This window comes from Methylobacterium phyllostachyos (genome assembly GCF_900103445.1).
Classification (GTDB): Bacteria; Pseudomonadota; Alphaproteobacteria; order Rhizobiales; family Beijerinckiaceae; genus Methylobacterium; species Methylobacterium phyllostachyos.
Window position 1 is genome coordinate 245,150 of sequence record NZ_FNHS01000010.1, and the last position, 25,369, is coordinate 270,518.

Annotated in this window: 26 protein-coding genes and 1 pseudogene; 10 read left to right on the forward strand and 17 right to left on the reverse strand. The window is 70.1% G+C overall.

Annotated features, from left to right (window positions below):
• Nucleotides 1-11 precede the first annotated feature (11 nt).
• The 4 genes from BLQ49_RS17730 to BLQ49_RS17745 all read right to left on the reverse strand — a co-directional run bounded on the left by BLQ49_RS17730 (nucleotide 12) and on the right by BLQ49_RS17745 (nucleotide 3,145).
• On the reverse strand, nucleotides 12-692 hold the full coding sequence (locus BLQ49_RS17730) for a GntR family transcriptional regulator (RefSeq protein WP_091717991.1): 681 nt from the start codon (nucleotides 690-692) through the stop codon (nucleotides 12-14).
• A gap of 68 nt (nucleotides 693-760) precedes the next feature.
• Nucleotides 761-1,558 carry a transporter substrate-binding domain-containing protein gene (locus BLQ49_RS17735; RefSeq protein WP_091717994.1) on the reverse strand — a complete coding sequence of 266 codons (798 nt, stop codon included), beginning with the start codon at nucleotides 1,556-1,558 and terminating at the stop codon, nucleotides 761-763.
• Between the two features lie 62 nt (nucleotides 1,559-1,620).
• Nucleotides 1,621-2,304: an amino acid ABC transporter permease gene (locus BLQ49_RS17740; protein ID WP_091717996.1), complete on the reverse strand. Its 684-nt coding sequence runs from the start codon at nucleotides 2,302-2,304 to the stop codon at nucleotides 1,621-1,623.
• Nucleotides 2,305-2,338: 34 nt separating this feature from the next.
• Entirely contained in the window at nucleotides 2,339-3,145 is an 807-nt protein-coding gene (locus tag BLQ49_RS17745; RefSeq protein WP_091717998.1) for an amino acid ABC transporter ATP-binding protein, read from the reverse strand.
• A 205-nt stretch (nucleotides 3,146-3,350) separates the two neighbouring features.
• Here BLQ49_RS17745 and BLQ49_RS29755 point away from each other — a divergent pair, with 205 nt between their 5' ends.
• Genes BLQ49_RS29755 through BLQ49_RS17755 form a run of 3 tightly spaced genes read left to right on the forward strand, consistent with a single transcriptional unit; the run spans nucleotide 3,351 to nucleotide 5,547 of the window.
• A complete protein-coding gene (locus BLQ49_RS29755; protein ID WP_167627728.1) occupies nucleotides 3,351-3,494 on the forward strand; it encodes a hypothetical protein in 144 nt (47 codons plus the stop codon).
• Complete coding sequence (locus BLQ49_RS17750; protein ID WP_091718000.1) at nucleotides 3,491-4,747, forward strand: Zn-dependent hydrolase; 1,257 nt, start codon at nucleotides 3,491-3,493, stop codon at nucleotides 4,745-4,747. Before BLQ49_RS29755 ends, BLQ49_RS17750 begins: the two co-directional genes overlap by 4 nt.
• 26 nt (nucleotides 4,748-4,773) lie before the next feature.
• The gene (locus tag BLQ49_RS17755; RefSeq protein WP_091718002.1) at nucleotides 4,774-5,547 is read left to right on the forward strand and encodes a LamB/YcsF family protein; all 774 of its coding nucleotides are present in this window, start codon (nucleotides 4,774-4,776) and stop codon (nucleotides 5,545-5,547) included.
• A gap of 127 nt (nucleotides 5,548-5,674) precedes the next feature.
• Here the strand turns inward: BLQ49_RS17755 and BLQ49_RS30890 are convergent.
• The 10 genes and pseudogenes from BLQ49_RS30890 to BLQ49_RS17800 all read right to left on the reverse strand — a co-directional run.
• Nucleotides 5,675-5,847, reverse strand: a pseudogene (locus tag BLQ49_RS30890) (tungsten ABC transporter substrate-binding protein); the annotation flags it as partial.
• Nucleotides 5,848-6,046: 199 nt separating this feature from the next.
• Nucleotides 6,047-7,297: a molybdopterin molybdotransferase MoeA gene (locus tag BLQ49_RS17760; RefSeq protein WP_091718076.1), complete on the reverse strand. Its 1,251-nt coding sequence runs from the start codon at nucleotides 7,295-7,297 to the stop codon at nucleotides 6,047-6,049.
• 426 nt (nucleotides 7,298-7,723) lie between these two features.
• Nucleotides 7,724-8,185 carry a PTS sugar transporter subunit IIA gene (locus tag BLQ49_RS17765; RefSeq protein WP_091718004.1) on the reverse strand — a complete coding sequence of 154 codons (462 nt, stop codon included), beginning with the start codon at nucleotides 8,183-8,185 and terminating at the stop codon, nucleotides 7,724-7,726.
• A 31-nt stretch (nucleotides 8,186-8,216) separates the two neighbouring features.
• Nucleotides 8,217-8,963, reverse strand: a complete 747-nt coding sequence (locus BLQ49_RS17770; protein WP_091718006.1) for a response regulator — start codon at nucleotides 8,961-8,963, stop codon at nucleotides 8,217-8,219.
• Nucleotides 8,960-11,677 (reverse strand): sensor histidine kinase, encoded by a 2,718-nt coding sequence (locus tag BLQ49_RS17775; RefSeq protein ID WP_091718008.1) that lies wholly within the window; start codon nucleotides 11,675-11,677, stop codon nucleotides 8,960-8,962. The genes BLQ49_RS17770 and BLQ49_RS17775 overlap by 4 nt, the downstream gene beginning before the upstream one ends.
• Before the next feature lie 19 nt (nucleotides 11,678-11,696).
• Nucleotides 11,697-12,302: a K(+)-transporting ATPase subunit C gene (locus BLQ49_RS17780; protein WP_091718009.1), complete on the reverse strand. Its 606-nt coding sequence runs from the start codon at nucleotides 12,300-12,302 to the stop codon at nucleotides 11,697-11,699.
• A gap of 22 nt (nucleotides 12,303-12,324) precedes the next feature.
• Entirely contained in the window at nucleotides 12,325-14,415 is a 2,091-nt protein-coding gene (gene kdpB / locus BLQ49_RS17785; protein ID WP_091718011.1) for a potassium-transporting ATPase subunit KdpB, read from the reverse strand.
• 57 nt (nucleotides 14,416-14,472) lie between these two features.
• Nucleotides 14,473-14,664, reverse strand: coding sequence for a hypothetical protein (locus BLQ49_RS17790; protein WP_091718012.1), 192 nt, complete (start codon nucleotides 14,662-14,664; stop codon nucleotides 14,473-14,475).
• A gap of 1 nt (nucleotide 14,665) precedes the next feature.
• Nucleotides 14,666-16,381 carry a potassium-transporting ATPase subunit KdpA gene (gene kdpA / locus BLQ49_RS17795; protein ID WP_091718014.1) on the reverse strand — a complete coding sequence of 572 codons (1,716 nt, stop codon included), beginning with the start codon at nucleotides 16,379-16,381 and terminating at the stop codon, nucleotides 14,666-14,668.
• Nucleotides 16,382-16,404: 23 nt separating this feature from the next.
• Entirely contained in the window at nucleotides 16,405-16,494 is a 90-nt protein-coding gene (locus BLQ49_RS17800; RefSeq protein ID WP_020091582.1) for a K(+)-transporting ATPase subunit F, read from the reverse strand.
• Between the two features lie 1,110 nt (nucleotides 16,495-17,604).
• Here BLQ49_RS17800 and BLQ49_RS17805 point away from each other — a divergent pair.
• Complete coding sequence (locus BLQ49_RS17805) at nucleotides 17,605-17,850, forward strand: hypothetical protein (protein WP_091718016.1); 246 nt, start codon at nucleotides 17,605-17,607, stop codon at nucleotides 17,848-17,850.
• Nucleotides 17,851-18,148: 298 nt separating this feature from the next.
• On the opposite strand, the gene BLQ49_RS17810 is transcribed toward BLQ49_RS17805, so the two are convergent.
• Nucleotides 18,149-18,409, reverse strand: a complete 261-nt coding sequence (locus BLQ49_RS17810; protein WP_091718018.1) for a hypothetical protein — start codon at nucleotides 18,407-18,409, stop codon at nucleotides 18,149-18,151.
• Nucleotides 18,410-18,711: 302 nt separating this feature from the next.
• On the opposite strand from BLQ49_RS17810, the gene BLQ49_RS17815 reads away from it, so the two are divergent.
• The 5 genes from BLQ49_RS17815 to BLQ49_RS17835 all read left to right on the forward strand — a co-directional run bounded on the left by BLQ49_RS17815 (nucleotide 18,712) and on the right by BLQ49_RS17835 (nucleotide 23,150).
• Nucleotides 18,712-19,002, forward strand: coding sequence for a BTB/POZ domain-containing protein (locus tag BLQ49_RS17815; protein ID WP_091718020.1), 291 nt, complete (start codon nucleotides 18,712-18,714; stop codon nucleotides 19,000-19,002).
• Nucleotides 19,003-19,267: 265 nt separating this feature from the next.
• A complete protein-coding gene (locus BLQ49_RS17820; protein ID WP_091718022.1) occupies nucleotides 19,268-20,269 on the forward strand; it encodes a GHMP family kinase ATP-binding protein in 1,002 nt (333 codons plus the stop codon).
• A gap of 33 nt (nucleotides 20,270-20,302) precedes the next feature.
• Nucleotides 20,303-21,235: an NAD-dependent epimerase/dehydratase family protein gene (locus BLQ49_RS17825; RefSeq protein ID WP_091718024.1), complete on the forward strand. Its 933-nt coding sequence runs from the start codon at nucleotides 20,303-20,305 to the stop codon at nucleotides 21,233-21,235.
• A gap of 59 nt (nucleotides 21,236-21,294) precedes the next feature.
• Nucleotides 21,295-21,882: a D-sedoheptulose 7-phosphate isomerase gene (locus tag BLQ49_RS17830; protein ID WP_091718026.1), complete on the forward strand. Its 588-nt coding sequence runs from the start codon at nucleotides 21,295-21,297 to the stop codon at nucleotides 21,880-21,882.
• A gap of 8 nt (nucleotides 21,883-21,890) precedes the next feature.
• On the forward strand, nucleotides 21,891-23,150 hold the full coding sequence (locus BLQ49_RS17835) for an HAD-IIIA family hydrolase (RefSeq protein ID WP_244507650.1): 1,260 nt from the start codon (nucleotides 21,891-21,893) through the stop codon (nucleotides 23,148-23,150).
• 101 nt (nucleotides 23,151-23,251) lie between these two features.
• Here BLQ49_RS17835 and BLQ49_RS30055 read toward each other — a convergent pair whose 3' ends face one another.
• Both BLQ49_RS30055 and BLQ49_RS17840 read right to left on the reverse strand, forming a co-directional pair.
• Nucleotides 23,252-23,470 (reverse strand): hypothetical protein, encoded by a 219-nt coding sequence (locus BLQ49_RS30055; RefSeq protein ID WP_143012282.1) that lies wholly within the window; start codon nucleotides 23,468-23,470, stop codon nucleotides 23,252-23,254.
• Nucleotides 23,470-24,012, reverse strand: a complete 543-nt coding sequence (locus BLQ49_RS17840) for an NUDIX hydrolase (protein ID WP_244507651.1) — start codon at nucleotides 24,010-24,012, stop codon at nucleotides 23,470-23,472. The genes BLQ49_RS30055 and BLQ49_RS17840 overlap by 1 nt, the downstream gene beginning before the upstream one ends.
• A gap of 95 nt (nucleotides 24,013-24,107) precedes the next feature.
• Here BLQ49_RS17840 and BLQ49_RS17845 point away from each other — a divergent pair, with 95 nt between their 5' ends.
• On the forward strand, nucleotides 24,108-25,367 hold the full coding sequence (locus tag BLQ49_RS17845) for a class I SAM-dependent methyltransferase (RefSeq protein ID WP_244507652.1): 1,260 nt from the start codon (nucleotides 24,108-24,110) through the stop codon (nucleotides 25,365-25,367).
• The last annotated feature ends 2 nt before the right edge of the window (nucleotides 25,368-25,369 follow it).

Genomic DNA, 25,369 nt, shown 5'->3' on the forward strand with positions numbered 1-25,369 from the left:
CCGTCTCCGCCTCAGACTTCGCTCAGGCGCCGGATGATGCCCTGCTTGAAGTTCTCGAGATGGGCCGCGATGGCGTCCGCCGCCGCCGCCGCGTCCTTGGCCCGGAGGGCGGCCACCACCGCGAGGTGCTCGCGATGGACCGCCTCGAACCGCTCGGGCATCCGGCTCAGGTTGAACATCTGGGTCTTGCGCCGCAGGTCCTTGATCGTCTTGGCGAGGATCGTGTTGTGGCTGTGGTCGGCGATCAGCTCGTGGAAGCGCCGGTCGACCTCCCAGTTGCCCGGCGCATCGGGGTCGCCCGCCGCCAGCAGCGCCGCGCTCTGCCGCTCCAGATCCGCCAGCGCGGCGTCGTCGATCCGGCCGGTGGCCAGCACGACGCTCTCCCGCTCCAGCAGGCGGCGGACATGCAGGATCTCGATCAGCTCGCGCAAGGAGAACTCCTTGACGACGAGCATCCCGCCGGGCTGCCGCTCGATCAGCCCCTCGGTCTCCAGCCGCGACATCGCCTCGCGGGTCGGGGTCCGGGAGATGTCGAGCATCTCGGCGAGGCGGCGCTCATGCAGCACGGTGCCGGCCGGCAGGTCGCGGCGGACCAGCATGTCGAGCAGCCGGTCGTAGGCCTTCTGGCCGAGGCTCCGCTCGCGCCGGGCGTTGAGCGCCGTCGTGTACGACGCGGCGTCGAGGGTCTTCATCCGGGTCCTCCCGGAGCGGCCGGGCGGACCGCTCCCGTGTCTTCTTGTCGGGCGCCGGCCGCCTCCGCTCACTGAGCAGGCGTGTGGATCGGCTCCTTCGGGGCCGGATCATAGCCGATCAGCGGGGTGACGAGCTTGGCGTAGGTCCCGTCGGCGACCATCTCGGCGAGCGCCTTGTTGACGGCGGCGTGCAGGTTCGGCTTCCCCTGCTTGATGGCGAAGCCCTTCTGGACCGTGCTGAGCGGTGTCTCGATCATCACCAGGGGCAGCTTGCGGGCCTTGATGGCGTAGTTGCCCGCCACCGCGTCGTTGATCACCGCGTCGATGTTGCCGTTGACGAGGTCCTGCATGGCATCCGCGGCGGTCTTGTAGCTCTTCAGGGTGGCGCCGTGCTCCTCGGCGAGCTTGCCGAAGGTCGAGGCCGAGAGGGCGCCGACGTTGCGGCCCTTGAGATCCTCCGGGCCCTTGATGCCGGTATCCTTGCGGGTGACGATCCGCGCGCCGGATTCGAGCCACCCGTCAGCGAAGGCGACCTGCTTCTGGCGGGCCGCGGTGATGTCCATCGACTCGCTGGTGATGTCGTATTGATCGGCCATCAGGCCGACCAGCAGGGCGTCGAACTTGATGTTGACCGGGCTGTATGCGAGCCCGATCCGCCGGCAGACCTCGCGCATCACCCGGACCTCCAGGCCGTCGAGCTCGCCGCCCGGCGTGCGCATGCTGAACGGTGCGAAGGTGCTGTCGGTCGCCACGATCAGCTTGCCGGGCTCGATCAGCTCCAGCTTGCCCTCGGCCGCGCGGGCCGCCGGGGCGATGAGAAGTCCCGCACAGAGGGCGGCGAGGGCGAGGACGTGGCGGCGGTTCATGGCGATCTCCGATCTCGGGGGCGGGAGGTGTCGGCCGCGGCCCGTCCCGCGGCGGGGAAGGCTCAGGACAGGCGGGCGTAGCGCCGCTCGAAGAAGGCCGAGAGCTGCGACAGGATCGAGGTGAGGCCGAGGTAGATCAGCGCCGCCGCGATGTAGAAGTCGAACGGCCGGAAGGTCGTGGCGATCATGAGCTGCGCGTAGAGGGTCAGCTCCACCACCGTGATCGTCGACAGGAGCGAGGTGTTCTTGACCGCCGAGATCGCCTCGTTGGTCAGCGCGGGCAGGATCATGCGGAAGACCTGCGGCAGGACGATCCGCACCATCATGATCCGCGGGTTCATGCCGAGCGCCAGCGCCGACTCGACCTGACCCCGGGGGATCGCCGCGAGGCCGGCCCGGATGGTCTCGGCCACGTAGGCGCCGCTGCTGACGCCGAGCGCGATGATGCCGGCGGTGATCGGCGACAGCTTCACCCCGATCTGCGGCATGCCGAAATACACGATGAACACCTGCACCAGGGTCGGCGTCCCCCGGATGAACCAGACGTAGAAGCTCGCCAGCGCCCGGACGGGGGCGAAGGACGAGCGCTTGCCCAGCGCCCCGAGCAGGCCGCAGACCCAGCTCACCAGGATGCTCGCCACCGTGACGCCGAGCACGACCAGGGTAGCCGAGACGAAGCCGGGTCCGTAGGTGACGACCTCGTCCGAGAGGGTGAGCCACCAGTCCTGCAACGCCGCGACGCTCATCGCCGTCCGATCTCCTTGAGGATGGGCCGGCGGCTCATGCCGTCTCTCCGAGCGCGGCGGGCTGGTGCAGCACGCGCCGGAGGAACTGGCGCAGCCGCTCGCTCCGGGGGGCGCCGATGATGTCGTCGGGCGGCCCGTCCTCGGCGATCACGCCGCCGTCGAAGAACAGGGTGCGGGTACCGACATCCCGGGCGAAGGCCATCTCGTGGGTGACGAGCAGCATCGTCATCCCCTCCGCCGCGAGCGAGCCGATCAGCGCCAGCACCTCGCCGACCAGTTCCGGATCGAGGGCCGAGGTCACCTCGTCGAACAGCATCACCTTGGGCGCCATCGCCAGGGCGCGCACGATCGCCACGCGCTGCTGCTGCCCGCCCGACAGCTTCGACGGGTAGGCGTGCCGCTTCTCGTAGAGGCCGATGCGCTGCAGCAGCGCCTCCGCCTCCGCGACCGCCTGCCGGCGGGGCATCCGCCGCACCTGGATCGGCGCCTCGATGACGTTCTCCAGCACGGTCATGTGCGGCCAGAGATTGTAGCTCTGGAACACCATGCCGATCCGCGCGCGCAACGCGCAGAGCTGCTGCGGCGTCGGCTGGCGGCGGGCGCCCTGCTCGTAATCGAAGGCGAAGCGCTCGAAATCCATGAAGCCGGAGGTCGGCGTCTCCATGAGGTTCAGGCAGCGCAGGAACGTGCTCTTGCCCGAGCCGCTCGCCCCGATGATCGACACGACCTCGCCCTCGTGGATGTCGAGGGAGATGCCCTTCAGGACCTCGTTGGCGCCGTAGCTCTTGTGGAGCTTCCTGATCTTCAGGAGCGGCGCTGCGGCCGTCGCGATCTGAGCCATCGTCGAACCCGAGGTGATGCGGTCGTGGCGCGGATCGTTGCTTCGATCCGCGTCATGATCCGCGCTGGGATACTGTTCTAACGACCATCACATCTCTTGATGTGGAGATTTTATTTCGACTTCGCTGCGGTTCTACATTGCCAGGGCCGCTGCGATGTCTTAGCAGAACCGGTATACCGCCGGCATTCAAGCGGTATTTTTAAGCATGGCTGCCTTCGACATGGTCATCGAGCATCCGGATCCCGGTTTTGCCTCCGCGGGCGCACCGAGCCCGTGCCTCATTGTTCAGCCGATCGGCCGGATCGGGCCGGCGCGGCGGGAGGGTGCGCGCGGCGGGCAGACGGCATGACCGGCCTCGCGATCGACCCGGATTTCTGCGAACGCCTGTTCGCCGAGCTTCTGGCCTTCAGCCGGGATGCACCGGGCGTGACGCGGGCGGCCTACGGCGTCGGCGAGGAGCGTGCCCATGCCCTGATGCGGGCCGCCGGGCAGGCGCTCGGGCTCACCGCCGAGACCGACGCGGCCGGCAACCTGTTCCTGACGCTGGCGGGGCGCGACCCGGCGCTGGCGCCCTGGATGGTCGGCTCGCACGTCGATACCGTGCCCCACGGGGGCAATTTCGACGGGGCGGCGGGCGTGATCGGCGGCCTCGCGGCCGTGGAGGCCCTGCGCCGGGCGGGGATCGTGCCGGCACGGCCCGTGACGGTGGCGGTGTTCCGCGCCGAGGAGAGCGTGTGGTTCCCGGCCTCCTATGTCGGCAGCCGGGCCGCCTTCGGCCTGCTGCCGCCCGAGGTGCTCGACCTGCCCCGCGCCGATACCGGCCGGAGCCTGCGCGACCACATGGCCGAGCTCGGCCTGCGGCCGGAGGCGGTGGCGCGGGGCGAGCGGTTGCTCGATCCGGCACGGATCCACGGCTTCGTGGAGATGCATATCGAGCAGGGGCCGGCACTGGAGGCGGCCGGGATCCCGGTGGGCTTCGTCACGGCGATCAGCGGCAGCTTCCGCTACCGCAAGGCCGCCTGCTTCGGCCGCTACGGCCATTCCGGCGCCGTGACGCGAAGGGAGCGCAGCGACGCGGTCTTCGCCCTGGCCGACCTGATCACCGGCCTGGATGCCCTCTGGGGAAGGCTGGAGGCGGAGGGCTGCCCGGCCACGATCACGCTGGGCGAGGTCGCCACCGATCCGGTCCAGCACGCCTTCGCCAAGATCCCCGGCGAGGTCCGGTTCTGCCTCGACGTGCGCAGCACCGAGCCGTCCGTCCTGGATCGGGTCGAGGCGGCCCTCGCCGAGCACGTCGCCGCCATCGCGGCCGCCCGCGGTGTGCGCTTCGTCCTGGGCGAGCGCACCGGCAGCACACCGGCGCGGATGAGCCCCGTGCTCGTCGAGGCCCTGTCGGGCCATGCGCGCCGGCTCAAGATGCCGTTCCGCACGATGGCCAGCGGAGCCGGGCACGACACCGCGACGCTGGCCGGCCAGGGCGTGCCGAGCACGATGATCTTCATCCGCAACCAGAACGGCAGCCACAACCCGGACGAGGCGATGCGGATCGCGGATCTCTGCGCGGCCGCGACCCTGGTGGCCCACCTCGTCGCCGAAGCCTGACCCAACGCGAAAGAGAGGATGCACCGATGATCGTCGATCTGAACTGCGACATGGGCGAGGGTTTCGGCGTCTACCGCCTGGGCGACGATGCCGAGATGCTGCGCGTGGCGACCTCGGCCAACATCGCCTGCGGCTTCCACGCCGGCGATCCGCTGGTGATGCACGAGACCCTGCGCGGCGCCGCCGCGAACGGCGTGCAGGCCGGCGCCCATCCGAGCTTCCTCGACCTCTGGGGCTTCGGCCGGCGGCCGATCCACGGCGAGCGCCCCGCCGACATCGAGAAGGCGGTGCTCTACCAGGTCGGCGCCCTGCTGGCGCTCGCGCAGGATGCCGGCTGCCCGGTGCGCCATGTGAAGACCCACGGGGCGATGGGCAACATGGCCAACGAGGATGCCGACCTCGCCCTGGCGGTGGCCCGGGCGATCCGCACCCTCGATCGCGACCTGATCTTCGTGGTGATGCCGGGCCTGGAGACCGAGAAGGCCGGGGAGACACTCGGCCTGCCGATCGCCCGCGAGGTCTACGCCGACCGCGCCTACGCGGATGACGGCACCCTGGTCTCGCGCAAGCTCCCCGGCGCCGTGCTGCACGATCCGGATTCCGTCTCCGAGCGCGTGACGCGGATGCTGGAGGACGGGGCGATCACCAGCCTGTCCGGGCGGCGCATCCCGACGCGGATCGACACGGTCTGCGTCCACGGGGACACGCCCGGCGCGGTCGCCATGGCGCGCCGCCTGCGCGAGGACTGCGCCGCCAAGGGGATCGCCCTGCGCCCGATGGCCGAGGTGCTCGGCGTCTGAGCCCGGCTGCCGCCTCCTCGCGTGGGGCGACCGGGCGGTCACGGTCGAGTTCGGCCGCGCGGTCGACCCCGCCGTCAACGCACAGGGCCTCGCCCCCGACGCGGCGCCCTTCACCCTGAACCTGAACGGCCGCGTCGAGCGCCTGACCCGTGCCCAGCGCGACGAGCTTCACGTCGATCCCGGACGCCGCCTGGAAGAGCGGGAGGATGTGCTTGAACAGGCGGGCTCGGCGTGGGCCGACGGCAGGAGGCCCGCCGCGCTCAGGAGGGCGGCCAATCCCAGGGTCAGGGGGGGTGACATAAGGAGTTCACGGCAACGCCCCGGCGAGGCCGGCCTGCGCCTCGGACGTGCTGGGGGAGAACAGGATCTGGCGGGCTGACCCCTATGCGCCGGGACCGGTCCTCCGGGATGGGACGCGGCGGATGGCGCGACCCGCCGGTCGGTCCGACCCCGAAGCGCGGACTTGACGCGCGGACTTGGCGTCCTGGACTTGTCCTGCCTACCAGAGGAGCGCGTGCGGATAGCAGGTGAGCATATCGCCCGGGGCGACCGTCGTCGCGTCGTCGGGGAGTTCGACGAGGCCATCGCTTTCCGTCAGGGATGTGAGCATGCCCGCCCCTTCGCGCGGGAACTTGCGCGCCACGGGGGCGCCGTCGGGGCCGCGCTCAAGGCAGACCCGCACGTATTCCCGCCGGCCCGGCTTCTTGCGGTATTCGAAAGCGGCGCGCACGGGCCACGCGGCCGGGGACTCGGTCAGGCCGCCGCCGAGCCGGGCGAGGAGCGGCCGCACCACGAAGAGCAGCGTGACGTAAACGGCGACCGGGTTGCCCGGCAGCCCGACGAACAGCGTGTCGCCGATCTGGCCGAGGGCGATCGGCCGCCCCGGCTTGATCGCGAGCCGCCAGACGGCCAGCCGCCCCAGCGCCTCGACCGCCCCCTTCACGTGGTCCTCTTCGCCTATCGAGACGCCGCCGGAGGTGAGGACCAGGTCATGGCCGCCGCTGGCCGCGTCCAGCCGGGCCTTCAGGGCGGCGGGGTCGTCCCGGATGATCCCGAGGTCGTCGACCTCGACACCGAGGCGCTTCAGCAGCGCCGCCAGCAGGGCCCGGTTCGAATCGTAGACCTGACCGGACCGCAACGGCAGGCCAGGCTCGGCCAGCTCGTCGCCCGTGGAGAACAGCGCGACGCGCAGGCGGCGCCGCACCGCGAGCTCGGCGTGTCCCGTGGCGGCCGCGAGAGCCAGATCCTGCGGACGCAGGCGCCGCCCCGCGGGGATCGCCAGACCGCCGCGCGGCAGGTCCTCCCCCGCCGGCCGCGTGTTGGCGCCCCGCTTCAAGTTCGGGGGCAGGGACACGCCGTCGCCATCGGCGCGGACGTCCTCTTGCATGAAGACGGTGTCGGCGCCGTTCGGCATCGGCGCACCCGTGAAGATCCGGACGGCCCCCGCGATCGCCGCGCCGCCCGGAACCGCGCCGGCCGCGAGGCGGCCGCTCACGGGCAGGCGCGTCTCGCCCGCGCGCGCCAGATCGGCGTGGCGCACCGCATACCCATCGACCGCCGAATTGGTGAAGGGCGGCAGGTCGTGCTGGGCCAGGACATCGTGCGCGCAGATACGGCCGTCGGCGTGCGCGAGCGGCACGGTTTCGACGTCGGCGAGAACCGGCATGCGCTCAGCGATGAGCGTGACCGCCTCCTCGATCCGCATGAGCTTGCCCCCGAAGGCGAAGCAATCGTCGGTCAGCTGTGCCACCGCCTGCAACTCTCTCGGCTCATGCCCGCTCCGGGCCAGCACCCTGTCCGGCGCCCTCCCCCGGGTTACCACGATATCGGCGATGCGGACCGGATCGTCGAGCCCCGCAACGACCGCCGAGGCCCGGCAGCCGACCGGCGGCCAGGATGCGGAGGGGGCGGCGCGTCAGGCGCCGTGGCCCGCCGGGCCCAGGGAGGCGCGCCAAATCGGGCGGGTATCGATCCTCAGCGCGGGCCGGGCAATGCGCACGGCTTCGGGATCGGCCCTGCCCTTCCCGGGGAGCGTGTGCGGGGCGTCGCGATCGATCTTCCCGATCGTCGCGGAGGTCGGGGCGATCGCCTCAGGGCGCGGGCATGCACCGCGCCCGGGCCGGGAGAGCGCCGAACCCGATGTCGTCCCGCTTCGGAGAACGCGGTGCGGTCGCGCTCAGGCTTGGCTGAGCGCCCGTCCGCCGACCCGCGCATGGAGTGCGCCGGCATCGCGGGCGTCGCGGAGGGCCGCGGCGGTCTCCGGGTCCCGCAGCCGTCGCGCCACGCAGGCCAGCGCGTTCAGGTTCTGGCTCTCCCCGCCGGCCGGGAGCAGCAGGAGGAAGACGAGGTCGACCGGCTGGTCGTCCACCGCCTCGAAGTCGACCGGCTCCCGCAGCCGCGCCAGAAGCCCGAAGGGCCGCCGCACGGCGTCCAGGCGGGCATGCGGCATCGCCACGCCGCCGCCGACGCCGGTCGAGCCCAGATCCTCGCACCTGAGGAGCGCGGGCAGGATCTCATCCACGGCGATGGCCAGCCTGTCCGAGGCGCGCCCGGCGAGGTTTTCGAGGAGGGCTCTCTTGCTCGCGACGCGCAGACCGACCAGCGCGTCTGCCGGCGCCAGGAACGCGTCGACCGTCATGGCGCAGGTCGGATCGGCGGCATGGGGGGCATCAGTTCGTCGACTCCGTCGTGAGCGGTCCGGCGCCGTTCGCCGTGCGTGGCCTGAGGTTCGGTCCGTCGTCGGGCGCACGCAGGCGGTAGCCGACGCCGGTCTCGGTGAGGAGGATGCGGGGGCGCTCGGGGTCCGTTTCCAGCTTCTGGCGGAGCTGCCGGATATAGACCCGCAGGTATTGCGGATCCGACGAGGCCGGCACGGCGTGCATCAGCTGCGCGTGGGTCAGCACCTTGCCGGCATGGAGCACGAGCACCCGCAGGAAATCGTACTCGCGCGGGGTCAGCTTCACCTCGGCGTCGTCGCGCCTCACGATGCGGCGGACGAGATCGACCGAGAGTCCGTCGACCCGGAAGACCGGCCGTTCGCCGCGGACGGCGAGCTGGTGGCGCATCGCCGCGCGCAGCCGGGCGAGCAGCTCCGCCATGCCGAACGGCTTCGTGACGTAATCGTCGGCGCCGAGATCGAGCGCCTCGACCTTGCCGCCCTCGTCGTCGCGGCTCGACAGGACCACGACGGGCAGGTCGGGATGGGACGCCCGGATCGCGCGCAGCAGGTCGTGCCCGCGCATGTCCGGGAGCCCGAGATCGAGGAGGATCAGATCGACCGGGCCGCGTCCGAGGGCCTCGAGCGCCGCGGCGGCGTTCGGCGCCTCCACGATGGCGTAACCCTGCGTGGCGAGCCCCATGCGGAGGAGCTTGCGGATCGGCGGCTCGTCGTCGACGACCAGGATCGTCGGGCTCATGCGGCGATCTCCTTCGGCGCGGTCCTGGCCGGGACCGGCAGGGTCACGGTGAAGACGGCTCCCGGCCGGTCGGGCCGATTGCCGGCCGTGACGGTGCCGCCCATCGCCTCGACGAAACCGCGCGCGATGCCGAGGCCGAGCCCGGTGCCGGCCCGGACGCGGTCGCTCTTGCGGGCCCGGTAGAACTTGTCGAACACCCGCTCGACATCCCCGCTTGGCAGGCCCTCTCCCTCATCCAGCACGGTGATGCGCAGCGCCGCACCCTCGTGCAGCGCCCGGACCGTCACGGTGGATCCCTCCGGGGCGTATTTAGCCGCGTTGTCGAGCAGGTTGACCAGAGCCTGCTCGAACAGGACCGGATCGAGCGCAAGCGTCGGCAGGTCCGGGGCGACCTCCACGGCGACGTGGTGGCCGGCGAGGACCGTCTGGATCCGCCGGAGGGCGGTGTCGACGATCTCGCCGGCATCCTGCGCCGAGAGGTTCGGCGCCACGGCCCCCGCTTCGAGGCGGGTCATGTCGAGCAGGTTGACGATGAAGCGGTTGAGCCGCTCGGATTCCGCGATGATGGTCGACAGAAGGTCCGCCTTGGCGATTCCGTCGAGGGCGCTGTCGAGGTCGCGCAGCGTGCTGGCCGCGCCCAGCACCGAGGCCAAGGGCGTGCGCAGGTCGTGGCTGATCGAGGTGAGCAGCGCCTGCCGCAGGCGATCGGTCTCGGCGGCGCGCTCGGCCCGGTCGAGATCCTCCACGAGCCGCACCCGCTCGATGGCGAGCGCCCCCATGTCGGCCAGGGCGTCAAGCAGGCGGCGGCCCTCGGGCGTCAGAATCGGCCCGGTCCCGTCCGCGTCGAGGCCGATCACCCCGATCGTGCCGCGGCCCGTGCGCATGGGCAGGAACAGGCGCTTGGCGCCGGGCAGCGTGTCGGCGCCGCGGCCGGCCGGCCGGTCGTTGTCGAAGGCCCATTGCGCCGCCGCCACGTCGGCCTCGTCGAGCCTGTCCTCGGGCGGGTAGCCGGCCCGGACCGTCACGGCCTGACCGTCGGGCAGCAGGAGGACGACGCGCGCCTTCACCATCGCGGCGACCTGAGCGCAGGTGGCCCAGAGCACGTCGTCGAGGATGCCGCAGGCGGCGAGCTTGCGCGCGAATCCGAACAGCCGCTCGGTTGCCCGCGCGCGGCCCTGGCTGACCACCGCGACGCGGCGGGCACGGGAGGCGAGGTTCGAGACCAGCACGGCCACCAGGGTGAAGAGCAGGAAGGCCGCGACGTTCGTCGGATCGGCGATGGTCAGGGTGTAGACCGGTGGCAGGAAGAAGAAATTGTAGGCGAGCGAGGCGGCCACGACCGCGGCGAGCGACGGACCGAGCCCCCAGCGCACCGCCACCGCCACGACGGCGGTGAGCAGGAACAGGTCGGCATTCTCGACGCCCGCATAGGGCTGCGCCAGGAGAGCCGCACCGAGACCGGCCGCGATGGCCGCCATGGCGAGGCCGTAGGGCCTGACATCGAGGCCGGATCGCGGGGCCTCCACCGGGGCGGCGCGGCGGGGCTGTCGCTCATCCGGGACCCCCTCGCCGCGGACGACGTGCACGCTGATATTGCCGCTCCGGCGCACGAGGTCGTGCACCACCGAGCCGTTGACCAGTTCGAACAGCCACGACCGGCTCGCCTTGCCGACGATGATGTGGTTGACGTTCGCCGAGAGGGCGTAGTCGAGCACGTCGTCGGCGATGCGCCGGCCGCCCGGCAGGGTGACGGCGTCGCCCCCGAGCCGGTCGGCCAGCCGCAGGGCCTCGGCGATCCGGTCGCGCTCCGCCTCCCGGAGCGAGGCCGCGCGGGCCCCCTCGATCACGAGGGCCGTCCAGGGCGCGTGCAGGCGGTCGGCGAGGCGCTTGGCGTAGCGCACGAGCCCCGACGCGCTTTGATCCGCGTTCACGCAGACCAGCACCCGCTCGCCCGCCGCCCACGGGCCCGCGATGGCGTTGGCCCGCATGTGGCCCAGCAGCTCGTCATCGACCCGGTCGGCGGTGCGCCGGAGCGCCAGCTCCCGCAGGGCTGTCAGGTTGCCGCGGGAGAAGTAATGCTTCAGGGCGCGCTCGGCATTGGTCGGGACGTAGACCTTGCCGTCCTTCAGGCGCTGGATCAGGTCGTCGGGGTTGAGGTCGACCACCTCGATGTCGTCGGCCCGGTCGAGGACGCCGTCCGGCACCGTCTCGCGCACCCGGATGCGCGTGATCGCGGCGACCACGTCGTTGAGGCTCTCCACATGCTGGATGTTGAGCGTCGTCAGGACGTCGATGCCGGCATCGAGCAACTCCTCGACATCCTGGTAGCGCTTCGGATGGCGCGAGCCCGGGGCGTTGGTGTGGGCGAGCTCGTCGACCAGCGCAAGCGCCGGGCGCCGGGCGAGCAGCGCGTCGAGATCCATCTCCTCCAGGACGGTGCCGTGATACGGGACGGCCCGGCGGGGGATCGTCTCGAACCCGTCGAGCAGGGCTTCGGTCTCGGCACGGCCATGGGTCTCGACCACGCCCACCACCACGTCGGTCCCGGCCTTGAGCCGGGCGCGGCCGATGGTCAGCATCTCGTAGGTCTTGCCGACCCCCGGCGCAGCGCCGAGGAAGACCTTGAGGCGACCGCGGATCCGCTCCTCCCGGCGCGCCGCTTCGAGCAGCGCGTCGGGGGATGGGCGGTGCGGGTCGCGGCCTGTCTCGGGCATGGTCCCTCTCTAACGCCGCTCAGCGACGAACGAGATCGTCCAGGGCGAGGTTCAGCACCAGGACATTCACGCGCGGCTCGCCGAGAATGCCGAGCATGCGGCCCTCGGTATGGGACGCCACCAGATCCCGCAGCTTATCTTCCGCGATTTTACGGGCCTTGGCGATGCGGGGAACCTGGAAGGCGGCGGCTGCGGGCGAGATGTCCGGGTCGAGGCCCGACCCGCTGGTCGTGACGAGATCGACCGGCACCGGGTCGTTCGCATTCTCGGCCTTCAGCGAAGCGAGGTCGCCCGTCACCCGCTCGGCCAAAGCCGCGCTGGTCGGCCCCAGATTCGAGCCCGCGGAATTGGCGGCGTTGTAGGGCGCCGGCACCGTCTTGGTGGCGTCGGCGGGATCGGTCGCGGTCGTGGCCGAGGGCCGGCCGTGGAAGTAGTTCGCGCCGGTGACATTCTGACCGATCAGGCTGGAACCGACGACCGTGCCGCCGCGCTCGATCAGGCTGCCGGCGGCCTTGGCGGGGAAGATGATGCCGGCAAGGCCCGTCATGGCGAAGGGATAGGCGAGCCCGGTGATCACCGTCAGCGCGGTGAGCAGGACCGAAGCGGGGCGAAGCTGTCTGAGCATGGCAAGTCTCCGAGGGACCGGATCAGGCGAGGTGGAGGGCCGAGACGGCGAGGTCGATCGCCTTGATGCCGACGAACGGCACGAGGACGCCGCCGAGCCCGTAGATCAGCAGGTTGCGGCGGAGCAGCGCGGTGGCGCCGCCCGCGCGATAGGTCACGCCCTTGAGGGCCAGCGGGATCAGCGCCACGATGATCAGCGCGTTAAAGACGATCGCCGACAGGATCGCGCTCTGCGGCGAGGCCAGATGCATCACGTTGAGCGTCTGGAGCTGCGGGTAGAGACCGAGGAACATCGCCGGGATGATGGCGAAATACTTGGCGATGTCGTTGGCGATCGAGAACGTCGTCAGCGCGCCGCGGGTCATCAGCAGCTGCTTGCCGATGCCGACGATCTCGATGAGCTTGGTCGGATCGCTGTCGAGGTCGACCATGTTGCCGGCCTCGCGGGCCGCCACCGTGCCGGTGTTCATGGCGACGCCGACATCGGCCTGGGCCAGCGCGGGCGCGTCGTTGGTGCCATCACCACACATCGCGACGAGCTTGCCGTCCGCCTGCTCCTTGCGGATCAGCGCGAGCTTGTCCTCCGGGGTGGCCTGGGCGAGAAAATCGTCGACGCCGGCCTCGGCCGCGATGGCAGCCGCGGTCATCGAGTTGTCGCCGGTGATCATCACCGTACGGATGCCCATCCGGCGCAGCTCCGCGAAACGCTCGCGGATGCCGCCCTTCACGATGTCCTTGAGGTAGACGACGCCGAGCAGCCGCCCGTCGCGGGCCACCGCGAGCGGCGTGCCGCCGGCCTTGGCGATCGTCTCCGCGATGGTCCGGATCTCGATCGCCGCCTGGCTGTCGGCCGCCGTCCGGAAGGCGAGCGCCGCGTTCGAGCCCCGGCTCGCCATCGGCTGGCCGGAGAGCGCGGCGATCACCGCATCCACCGCGCCCTTGCGGATGGACGAGCCCTCCAGGTCGACCCCCGACATGCGCGACTGCGCGGTGAACGGCACGAAGGTGGCGTTGAGCCCCGCCATGTCGCGGGCGCGGATGCCGTACGTCTCCTTGGCGAGCACCACGATCGAGCGGCCCTCCGGCGTCTCGTCGGCCAGCGAGGCGAGCTGGGCGGCATCGGCGAGTTCCTGCTCGGAGACGCCCGGGACCGGCCGGAACTCGGTGGCCTGCCGGTTGCCGAGGGTGATGGTGCCGGTCTTGTCGAGGAGCAGGGTGTCTACGTCGCCTGCCGCCTCGACGGCGCGGCCCGACATGGCGAGCACGTTGAACCGCACCAGCCGGTCCATGCCGGCGATGCCGATGGCCGACAGGAGGGCGCCGATCGTCGTCGGGATCAGGGTGACGAACAGGGCGACCAGTACGATCACGGGGATCGAACCGCCCGCGTAGCGCGCAAAGCTCGGGATCGAGGCCACCGCAAAGACGAAGACGAGGGTCAGGCCGGCGAGCAGGATGTTGAGGGCGATCTCGTTCGGGGTCTTCTGCCGCGAGGCCCCCTCGACCAGGGCGATCATGCGGTCCACGAAGGTCGAGCCCGCGGCCGCCGTGATGCGGACCTCGATCGCGTCGGACAGGACCTGCGTGCCGCCGGTCACCGCCGAGCGGTCGCCGCCGGATTCGCGGATCACCGGGGCGGATTCACCCGTGATGGCGGCCTCGTTCACGGAGGCCACGCCCTGAATCACCTCGCCGTCGGACGGGATCAGGTCGCCGGCCTCCACGAGGACGACGTCGCCGACCTTGAGAGACGGGCCGGGCACCATCTCGTAGGCCCGGCCCGGGCCGGTGAGGCGCTTGGCGGTCATCTCGGTGCGGGTCCGCCGCAGGCTGTCGGCCTGAGCCTTGCCCCGCCCCTCCGCCAGCGCCTCGGCGAAGTTGGCGAAGATCAGGGTGAACCACAGCCACAGGATGATCTGCCCGGAGAAGGCGAGGTTTGTGCCGCCGGTGGCGAGGTCGCGGGCGAACAGGATGGTGGTCAGGATTGCCACGACCTCGACCACGAACATGACTGGGTTTCGGATCATGGACCGTGGATCGAGCTTTCGGACGGAGCCGAGGAGGGCCGGCGCGATCAGGGCGGCGCTGAACAGGGAGGATGTCTGGCGCGACATGGGGGGTGTCCGGAGGGAGGCGGGAGGCCCGGCACGGTGCGCCGGGCGTTGTCAGGGTCAGGGGACCAGCATGCCGCTGGTCAGGGCGTAGGCCGCCAGCAGGGCGAAGCCGCCGAGCAGCACGACGCCGAGGAGTGCCAGAACGAGGTCGGAGGTCCGCACCGGCTGGGAGACGCTCCGCCGGGGCGGTGGCCGGTGCAGCATGAGGCGGTGGCGCGATATGCGCCGCGCAGGCAGGGCGCGCGGCATCTCAGCCCCCCGCCGCGAAGGTCTGGCCGGCCGCACCCTCGAGGTGCTCGGCCACGGGGCCGAGCGCCAGGGACGGGAAGAAGGTCAGGCCGCCGATGATCAGGATCACCCCGACCAGGAGACCGACGAACAGGCCGCCATGGGTCGGGAACGTGCCCGCCGAGGCCGGCACACGCTTCTTGGCGGCGAGCGAGCCCGCGATCGCCAGAACCGGGATCTTCACGAGGAACCGGCCGACCAGCATGCCGATGGCGAGCGTGCTGTTGTAGAACAGCGTGTTGGCCGTCAGCCCGCCGAAGGCCGAGCCGTTGTTGGCCGCCGCCGAGGTGTAGGCGTAGAGGATCTCGGTGAAGCCGTGCGGACCGGCATTGGCCGGGCCGGCAAGCCCCGCCGGCAGCACGGTGGCGAGCGCCGTGAAGCCCAGCATCATCAGCGGCAGGCAGAGGATACCGAGCATCGCCATCTTCACCTCCTTCGCCTCGATCTTCTTGCCGAGGTATTCGGGGGTGCGGCCGACCATCAGACCGGCGACGAAGATCGCGACGATCACGAAGATCAGCATGCCGTAGAGCCCGGCGCCGACGCCGCCGATGATGATCTCCCCGAGCTGCATGTTGAGGAGCGGGATCAGGCCGCCGAGGGCCGTGAACGAGTCGTGCATGGCGTTGACGGCGCCGCAGGAGGCCGCCGTGGTGATCACCGCGAACAGCGCGGAGGCCGCGATGCCGAAGCGGGTCTCCTTGCCCTCCATGTTGCCGCCTGTCAGGCCGAAGCTGTTCAGGACGGAGCTGCCGTTGGCCTCGGCCCAGTAGGTGACGGCGACGCCCGCCAGGAACAGGATCCCCATGGCGCCGAGGATCGCCCAGCCCTGACGCTCGTCGCCGACCATGCGGCCGAAGACATTGGTGAGCGCGGCGCCGATCACGAAGATCGACACCATCTGGACGAAGTTCGACAGGGCGGTCGGATTCTCGAATGGGTGCGCGGCATTGGCGTTGAAGAAGCCGCCGCCGTTGGTGCCGAGCATCTTGATCGCCACCTGGCTCGCCACCGGCCCGAGCGCGATCGTCTGCTTGGCGCCTTCCAGCGTCGTGGCGTCGGCGTAGGGCGCCAGAGTCTGCGGGATGCCCTGCCAGACCAGGAACAGCGTGTAGGGGATGCAGATCGGCAGGAGCACGTAGAGGGTCGCACGGGTCACATCGACCCAGAACGAGCCGATCGTGCCGGTGGACGCCCGCGCGAAGCCCCGGATCAGCGCCACCGCCACCGCGATGCCGGTCGCCGCCGACAGGAAGTTCTGGTGGGTCAGCCCCAGCATCTGGGACAGGTACGAGAGCGTGGTCTCGCCGCCGTAGGACTGCCAGTTCGTGTTGGTGATGAAGCTGGTGGAGGTGTTGAACGCGAGGTCCGGTGCCACCGCGGCCTGATCGGCCGGGTTGAGCGGCAGAACCGCCTGCAGGCGCAGGATCGCGTAGAGCACCGCGAAGCCCAGCACGTGGAACAGGATCACCGCGCCCGTATAGGCGAGCCAGTGCTGCTCCTGGCGGGCGTCGATGCCCGACACGCGGTAGAGCCCGCGCTCGATCGGTCCGAGCACGGGCGAGAGGAACGTGCGCTCTCCGGTGAAGACGCGGGTCATGTACGACCCGAGGGGCTTCACGAGCGCCAGAACGACCGCGCAGTACAGCGCGATCTGGATCCAGCCGTCGAAGGTCATGGGAGGGGGTCCTGCGGGGCCGCTCAGAACCGCTCGGGGCGGACGAGGGCGTAGGTGAGGTAGACGAGGAGGCCCGCGGTCACGCAGGCGCCGAGGGCGAGGTCGAGGGTCATGGCGGCCTCGCTCAGAGCCGGTCGCAGAGGGCGGCGTAGCCGGCAGAGGCCGCGAAGAAGGCGAGGCCTCCGGCGATGAAGACGATGTCGAGCATGGTGGTCCGGTCCCGTTCGGCGGACCGGCCGCGGATGCGCGGCGACCGGTCCTGGCCGTCCGGGACTGTGGCCGGAAACCGCGTTAGGGTTCGAGACGGAGCGGCGGTGGATCTTATAAGGATCGCGTTAGGATCGGCCGGCCCGCGTTGGCCCGCGTTGGCCAGCAGCCGCGCGCATATGCCTTCACCGGGCCGGAAGCGCTTCGGTCGCAGCGCACCGGGCGCGCATGGACCCGCGGATATCGGCCCGGCCGGACACGGGCCTTCGCGGCATGAAAATGCCCGCACCGGCGAACCGGGCGGGCTGAGGTGGATCCGTGCTTCGGGGGGATAACGGATCGGTCAAGGCTTTTACCGCGCGCGCACCTGTACAACAGCCCGCAGCTGAATAAGCCGCTGTCGCAGGTCTGACCGCAGGACGATACTAGTAGAGAGCGTGCGATCTCCGCGTGCCAGCGCGTCTTTCGGATCCGGGCCGATCAGGCCCATCCAGGGGGCATGAGGTCAGCGTCGCATCGATCCGGTCCCGGTCGTGGTCCGGAGGAGGTGCCTCCGTCCGCCGGCAGGCCGGGGTGCGGCGAGGGATTTGCAGGGCGGCCGGGATCCCGGTCTGAGCTGGGTGATGAGCCAACCGGAAGTTGGACCGTGTGTGCGAAATGTCGCATTCATCCGGGAGTCAGGACGATAGTGTTCCCCTGGGTTCGAGCTGCTGGAAACACTTTGTTACATCAGCGCCGCCTCCGAGTTTGCGCCAATGGTTGACCGAGTAAGGCATAGTCCAATCTCGAGATGGCTTCGTAAGCTCATGAATTGGCATGCGCGGTTGCCGATGTCGGCGGCTTTCTCCTTTCGGGCCTGTTTTCTGCTTGTTTGGACTGTAATTATCACCGCGGTCACGTACGGCCTGGTTGACCTGATGCCACGTTGATGGTGCGTTGCAATATTGGTTGCGCTTGCTAAGCTTGAACGGGGGTGATCTACGTAAGTGGACCGAAATGGCAGTCCGGTGGGCCGCATGCTCTACATCGTGATCGCGGCCCTAGGCGTCGTCGTCGCCCGTCAATTCTCTTGGTTCGGCGTATTCGCCATCAGCACGATCCTGGCCGTCGCCTTGGGTATCGAGGGCGCGCTGCATGATCGGACCCTCGTGAAGGTGCTGCATCGTGACTGGGAGGTCATCGTCACCTTCCAGTCCGCCTATTTCGCGCACATCGTGTGGGATGTGTACGGTCCCCGCCTGATGGCCCGTATCGGCCGCTAGGCGCGCGCCGCAAGTCCAGTCCCGGGCCTCGGTGCCGCGACGTTTCTACGATCCCCGACATCGAACAGCGCCGGCCGTGCCGGTGTCCGGCAGGAGGATGACGAAGTCCTCGCCGCCGGTCCGGTTGACGCGCCTCCTATGGTCGTGAAGGGGCGGCGCCTGCCGGACGTTCGAGGGCGTCCCCCGGCTTGGAGCCTGCGAGGCGAGGCCTTGGAGTCCCGCGTGGCCTGCCGTGAGGTCCGGGTCCCCTCCCCCATCGGCGGGACCCGGCCGGGACCTTGCGGGGTCGTACGGGCCCTCAGCGCCCGATCACGCCCGTTCGGCCGGGGCCGATCGCGTTCGGGCCGGTGTTCGGGGCCGGTACCGCGGCCTGGTTCCGTTGGTTGTCCATGCGGAGCATATCGGTCTGGGTGGTCTGCTCCTGCCGCAGGCCGCGCATCTGGGCGTTGAGCTCCATGGACTGGTTCGCGGCGTTGGGATTGTTCTGCTGGACCTGGGCCAGGGCGGGGGTGGCGAAGGCCGGCGACAGGCAGAGGCCGGCGAGGATGAGGATGCGCATGGCGATGCTTCCACGATGAGGGGGCTCTCACCGGGCTGACGGATCTGGAGCCCGCCAAGTTCCCGGGAGCGACGACGCGACCCGTGCGCCCCTGGGCCGGCGGCGCGCTCACCCCTGCCCCCGGCGGCCCGATTCGAAGCCGCGACGGGCCCCACGCAGCCGGGGCGGCGTTCCCCGGGCGGGCTGACCGGCGCGTTCAAGCCGCGACGTGGTTAGCCGATCCCTCCTTCGACACGGTCCTCTTTACGCCTTGTTAACGGCTCCGGGGCGAGTCTGCCGGAGACGAGCGGGAGTGGCGCGGCATGCGTGTTTTGACGGCGGAGGACGAGCAGGCTGTCGAGCGCCTGACGCTGCAGCTTCTCCACGACGCGTATTGCGACCTTGCGGCTGTGCTTCGCGGCGCGCAGCCGCAGGCCGCGGCGGCGATCCTCGGCGCCATGGAACAGCGGGTGACCGACGTGCTCGGCCGGATCTGCCGGCAGGGTTTGGAGGGGCCGGCCTCGGTGGCGATCGCGATCGCTGTCGGCGAGCGGATCGGCGCGATCATGGATCAGGCCCACGGCCGGGATGGACAGACGGTGCTGGCGGCCTGACCCGGGGGGGCGGGGCAGGCGCGGCAGCGAAGCACCGATATTGCGCCGGGGTGGAGGTAAGATCCAGTTATATTTCACGCTTGATATCGGAAAGACAGAAATTCGACGCTTCATTTATAATATTGGCGGTCTGATCCGACCCTGCCGCCGGGCCGGATGAGGACGTCTCCTGTATCGTTGATGTGGTGGTGGATTGAGGATACGGTAACGCCGTCTCGGGTATCTCAGGATGGGCCTGAACGAATCTTCCGCTGGAACGTAGTCGATGCTGACAGTGACACGGACACCGCTGCGTGTCAGCTTATTCGGTGGCGGAACCGACTATCCTGAGTATTTCGAGCGCGCGCCGGGCGCAGTCATCGGGATGGCGATCGATAAATATATTATCATCGCTGCTCTCGATCTGATTGGGTGTCAGGAATACAATTACAGGCTGAGCTATTCCCGGCTTGAGCATTGCAACGAGGTCGGCCAGATCGAGCATCCCGTGGTCCGGGAGGTGCTGAAGCATTTCGACATCGACCGGCGGCTCGATATCAGCATCATCTCAGACCTGCCGGCGGCCGGCAGCGGGCTCGGCTCATCGTCGGCCTTCACGGTCGGATTTCTCCGCACCGTCTACGCCCTGCGCGACCAGAAGCCGACCAAGATCGAGCTGTCGAAGAAGGCGATCGAGGTCGAGCGCGAGATCCTGCGCGAGAATGTCGGCGTGCAGGACCAGCTGCACGCGGCGTTCGGGGGCATCAACCGGTTCGATTTCAGCGGTTCCGCAATCCGGATCTCGCCCGTCCAGATGAGCTCCGCCGCCGTACAGCAGCTCAATGCCTCGATGGTGCTCGTCCATACCGGGATCGCGCGGCGCGCCACCACGACGGTCGCCAACCAGATCGCGGTGACCCGTGCCCGCGCCATCGACAAGGAATTGTCCGAACTCTACCGCCTCGTGGAGGAGTGCGTGACCCTGCTGGAGGAAGGCTCGGCGGGGTGGATCGCGCAGCTCGGCGAGATGCTCTCGGCCTCGTGGCGCATCAAGCGGACCCTGTCGCGGGACGTCTCGAACGCGGTGCTGGACGAGCTGTTCGAGACGATCATCGCGTCGGGCGCCTACGGGGCGAAGCTGTGCGGCGCGGGTGGCGGCGGCTTCTTCCTCGCCCTGATGCCGCCCGAGCGAATCCCGGCCCTGGCCAAGCGGGTCGCCCCGCTCTCGGTCATCCCGATCGCGGTCGATGTCGACGGCTCGACCCTGATCTACCGCCAGACCCGCTGACCGGCCGCCGGCTCACTGGAACGAGATGCAATCATGCGAATCCTGATCACCGGCGGCGCAGGCTATATCGGGTCGATCCTGGTGCCGATGCTGCTGGAGCGCGGCCACCACGTCACGGTCCTCGATACGTTCAGGTCCGGCGGCACGGAGCTGTCGGGTGCCTGCCGCTACGACGCCTTCGAGCCCGTCAAGGGCGACGCGCGCGACACCCGGATCCTGGACGATCTGGTCCCCAGGCACGACGTGCTGATCCCCCTCGCCGCCCTTGTCGGCGCGCCGCTCTGCAAGGAGGACGCGATCGGCGCGACGAGCCTGAACCGCGACGCCGTGGTCGCCCTCGTTCAGCGCGCGGGCGGCACGCAGATGATCGTCTACCCGACGACCAATTCGGGTTACGGCATCGGCGAAGCCGGACAATTCTGCACCGAGGACTCGCCCCTGCGGCCGATCTCGCTCTACGGCACCACCAAGGTCGAGGCCGAGAAGGCGGTGCTCGATAGCGGGCGCGGCGTCAGCCTGCGGCTCGCCACGGTGTTCGGCATGGCGCCGCGCATGCGCCTCGACCTGCTCGTCAACGACTTCACGCACCGGGCCGTCACCGACCGGGCGCTCCTCGTCTTCGAGGGGCATTTCAAGCGCAACTACATCCACATCCGCGATGTCGCCAAGGGCTTCCTCCACGCGATCGACAATTTCGGCCGGATGCGCGGCGAGGCGTACAATCTCGGCCTGTCGAGCGCCAATCTCTCGAAGCTCGAACTCTGCGCCCGCATCCAGGCGCATGTGCCGAACTTCGTCTACGTCGAGGCGCCGATCGGCGAGGATCCGGACAAGCGCGACTACATCGTATCCAACGCGAAGCTGGAGGCGACCGGCTGGTTCCCGGACGTCGACCTCGACCAGGGCATCCGCGAACTGATCAAGGGTTTCCGCATGATCCGCAATTCGCGGTTCGCCAACGTCTGAGCCCGGCCCCCTCTCCCGTCCCGCCCGATCTCGTCCCGGGTGATGGACCGAAGCCTATCATGAGCGCGATCGTCGACTTCCTCACGCAGACCCGGGACACCTTCCAGGCGGCCCTCGACGACCGGCGCTTCCGGGCCACGCTCGCGGAGATCGCCGATCTCGTGACCGCGTCCCTGCGCGCCGGCGGCAAGCTCCTGACGATCGGCAACGGCGGGAGCGCCGGCGACGCGCAGCACATCGCGGGGGAGTTCGTCTCGCGGCTCAACTACGATCGCGCCCCTGCGGCGGCGGTGGCGCTCACGACCGACACCTCGGTGATCACCGCGATCGGCAACGATTACGGCTACGAACACGTGTTCGCGCGCCAGGTGCTGGCCCTCGGACGGCCGGGCGACGTCCTGCTCGCGCTCTCCACCTCCGGCCGCTCGCCGAGCGTGCTGCGGGCCATGGAGGCCGCCCGCGAGGCCGGCCTGCGGGTCGTCGCGTTCACGGGGGCCACGGGGGGATCGATGCCGGAGCGGGCCGATCTCTGCCTGCACGCCCCCTCGGACGCGACCCCCCTGATCCAGCAGGTCCACATCACCGCCGCGCACATCGTCTGCGGTCTCGTTGAGGCCAGCCTGTTCCCACGGGGGGCGGCGGCATGAGGGCGTCCGTGACGGAGGCGAGCGGGGGCGCCGTACCCGCTGTGCGGCAGGCTATGATCCTGTGCGGCGGGTTCGGCACCCGCCTCGGGCCGTTGACGGCGGCAACGCCCAAGCCGCTCCTGCCGGTGGCCGGGGCGCCGTTCCTCGACGTGCTCCTGTTCGAGCTGGGCCGCCACGGTTTCACCGACGTGGTGCTGCTGGCCTCCTTCCACAGCGCGCAGATCCGCGCCTACGCGGCCGACAACCCGGTCGCCCGCCGCTTCGGCATGCGGCTGCGGGTCTCAATCGAGCCGGAGCAGGCCGGGACCGGCGGCGCGGTCGTCCACGCCCTTCGGGAGGCGGACGAGACGTTCCTCCTGCTCAACGGCGATTCCTGGTTCGACGTAAACCTGCTCGCCCTGCCGGTCGCCGCCGCGCGCCATCCCGAGGCGGCGATGATCCTCTCGCTCCGGCGTGTGCCGGACGCATCGCGCTACGGCGTGGCTGTCTTGGACGGGGCGCGGATCACGGCCTTCCTCGAACGGCCGCCCGAGCCCGGGCCCGGCCTCGTCAATGGCGGGGTCTATCTCGTGCGCCGGGACGCCCTCACGGGCCTGCCGCCGACCTGCTCGCTGGAGCAGGACGTGCTGCCGGCGCTCGCCGCCGCCGGACGGGCGTTCGGCGTGGTGAGCGAAGGCTACTTCCTCGATATCGGCGTGCCCGAGAGCTATGCCCGCGCCCAGACCGAGATCCCGGCCCGTCGGCGACGGCCCGCGATCTTCCTCGACCGGGACGGCGTGCTCAATCACGACCACGGTTATGTCGGCACGCCGGACCGGTTCGACTGGATCCCGGGCGCGCGCGCGGCCGTGCGCGCCTGCAACGAGGCCGGGTTCTACGTGTTCGTGATCACGAACCAGGCCGGCGTGGCGCGCGGGTTCTATACCGAGGCGGATGTCGCCCACCTGACCGCCTGGATGCAGGACGATCTGCGCCCGGCGGGCGCGCATCTCGACGACCTGCGGTACTGCCCCTATCACCCGGAGGGAACCGTGGCCGCCTACAGGGCGGCGCATGACTGGCGCAAGCCGAAGCCGGGCATGATCCTCGACCTCATGGCCCATTGGGAGATCGACCCGGCGCGGAGCTTCCTGATCGGCGATCAGGACACCGATCTAGCCGCCGGGCAGGCGGCGGGACTGGCCGCATATCGCTTCACCGCCGGCGATCTGTTGGCCTTCCTGCACGACTTCGCGTTGCTGGATCGGGGCAAGCCGCCGCTGCCCTGAAGTCGTACCCGATGGCGCGGCGATCGGGCGACGCTCTCAGTCTCCGATCCGACGCGCGCGTGCGCCGGACCGGTATCCGCCTCGACGGCGAGCGCACAGGCTCAATCCGCGCACTGAATCAGCAGCTCGGCCTCGGCGGCTTCCCGCATGGCCCGCTCCCAATCGAGCTCGCGCCGGCGCGGCACCGGAGGCTTGCGCTCTTCGGGCTCCTGATCGTGGCGATCTACGACTTTGATATCGTATTGGGTCATATCAATACCGATTTTTAACCGCTCGACCGGAACGCAACAAGACGCATCCGGTTCGATCCCCCGACCCATCAACCGGCATTCGACAGGCCGATCAGGATCATGGCCGCGTGCGCAGCGCCGACGATGGCGCCCGACCGCGCGAGCCTCAGAGTCTCGGCGCGCGGGACGCGCACCACATCGAGATCCTCGCCGGGCTCCGGGCGGGCCGGTCCGGCTGCGCAGACGCGCGCGCGCACGAGATGCATACGGTTCGCGTAGCGCGCCGGATCCGCGTTGAGCGTGACGACGATCTCGGCGTCGGCGCAGGCGTAGCCCGTCTCCTCGCGCATCTCCCGCCGGGCGGCCGCCACGACATCGCGATCGGTCGCGTCGATCACCCCACCCGGCAATTCGAGGCTCAGGCCGCCATAGGGGTGCCGGTAGTGCCGCACCAGGATCACGTGGTCCTCCGCGTCGATCCCCAGCACCAGGGCGATGTCGGGTGCCTCCAAGACATAATAGGGCGCGACGACGTGGCCGGACGGCGTCACGCAATCGTCGGCCCGCAGCCCGAGCCAGCGGTCTTTCAGGACCTGATGCGACCCCTGCACCGTCCATGCGCGTCCTGACATCCTCGTCTCCCGGGCCGTGATTGCGCCGCCGTAGCGCAGTCGTTAAGCGTCGCTGTGTCACAGGGCTCTCAGCGCGGACTGCCACAGGACGGACGATGACAGGAACAAGACTCGCCATGGCGTGTCGCGTCTGCGACGGGCGGGATGTCGAGCTGTTCCTCGACCTGACCGACCAGCCGCATTGCAACCGCCTGATCCCGCCGGAGCTTGCGGACCGGCGCGAGCCGCATTTCCCCCTCCGGGCCGGATTCTGCCACGCCTGCACGCTCGTCCAGATCGATCACACGATCCCCAAGGAGAGCATGTTCAGCGACTACCCCTACGTCTCGGGGACCACGAAGACGCTGGTGGAGCATTTCCGGCAGACGGCGGCCCGGCTCGTGGAGCGCTACGGCCTCGGGCCTCAGAATCTCGTGGTCGATATCGGCAGCAACGACGGGACGTGGCTGCGGCAATACGAGCCGTTCGGCCTGCGCCGCTGCGGCGTCGAGCCCGCCGCCAACGTCGTGGACCTCGCCCGCGCCGCCGGGGTGCCGACGCTCAACCGGTTCTTCAACGCGGAAACCGCCGAGATCGTCCGCGCCCAGAACGGGCCGGCGAGCCTGATCACCGCCGCCGGCGTGTTCTTCCACTTGGAGGAGCTGCACAGCGTCGTGCAGGGGATCGTCGCGCTGCTCAAGCCGGACGGCGTGTTCGTCGTGCAGGCGATCTATCTCGGCGGCATGATCGAGAACACCGCCTTCGATCAGATCTACCACGAGCACCTGTGCTACTACACGCTCCGCTCCCTGGAGCAGCTGTTCGCCCGGCACGGCCTCGAAGTCTTCGACGTCAGCGTCGTCCCGGTCCATGGCGGCTCGCTCGAAGCGCATGTCGGCTTCCCCGGCGCCCATCCGGTCGGCGACGCGGTCCGGCGCATGCGCGCCGACGAGGAGGCCCGGGGCTACGGCCGGTTCGAGACCTACGCGGCCTTCGCCGAGAACGTGCGGCGCCTGCAGGGCGACCTGCTCGGCCTGCTGGAGCGCCTGCACGCGGAGGGCAAGACCGTCCACGCCTACGGCGCCCCGGCCAAGGGCGCGACCCTGCTCAACGCCTTCGGGATCGGCCCGCGGCTGGTGCAGGTCGCGGCCGAGAAGAACCCGATGAAGTTCGGCCGGATGATCCCGGGCGTCCGCATCCCCATCGTCGAGGAGGGCAGCGTGCCCGCGCCCGACGCCTATCTCGTGCTCGCCTGGAACTTCATCGACGAGTTCCTGGCGCGGGAGCGCCGCTACCTCGAGAACGGCGGCGCCTTCATCGTCCCGGTGCCGGAGCTGAAGGTGATCACCGCGGCCGACCTGCCGGCGGCGGCCTGAGC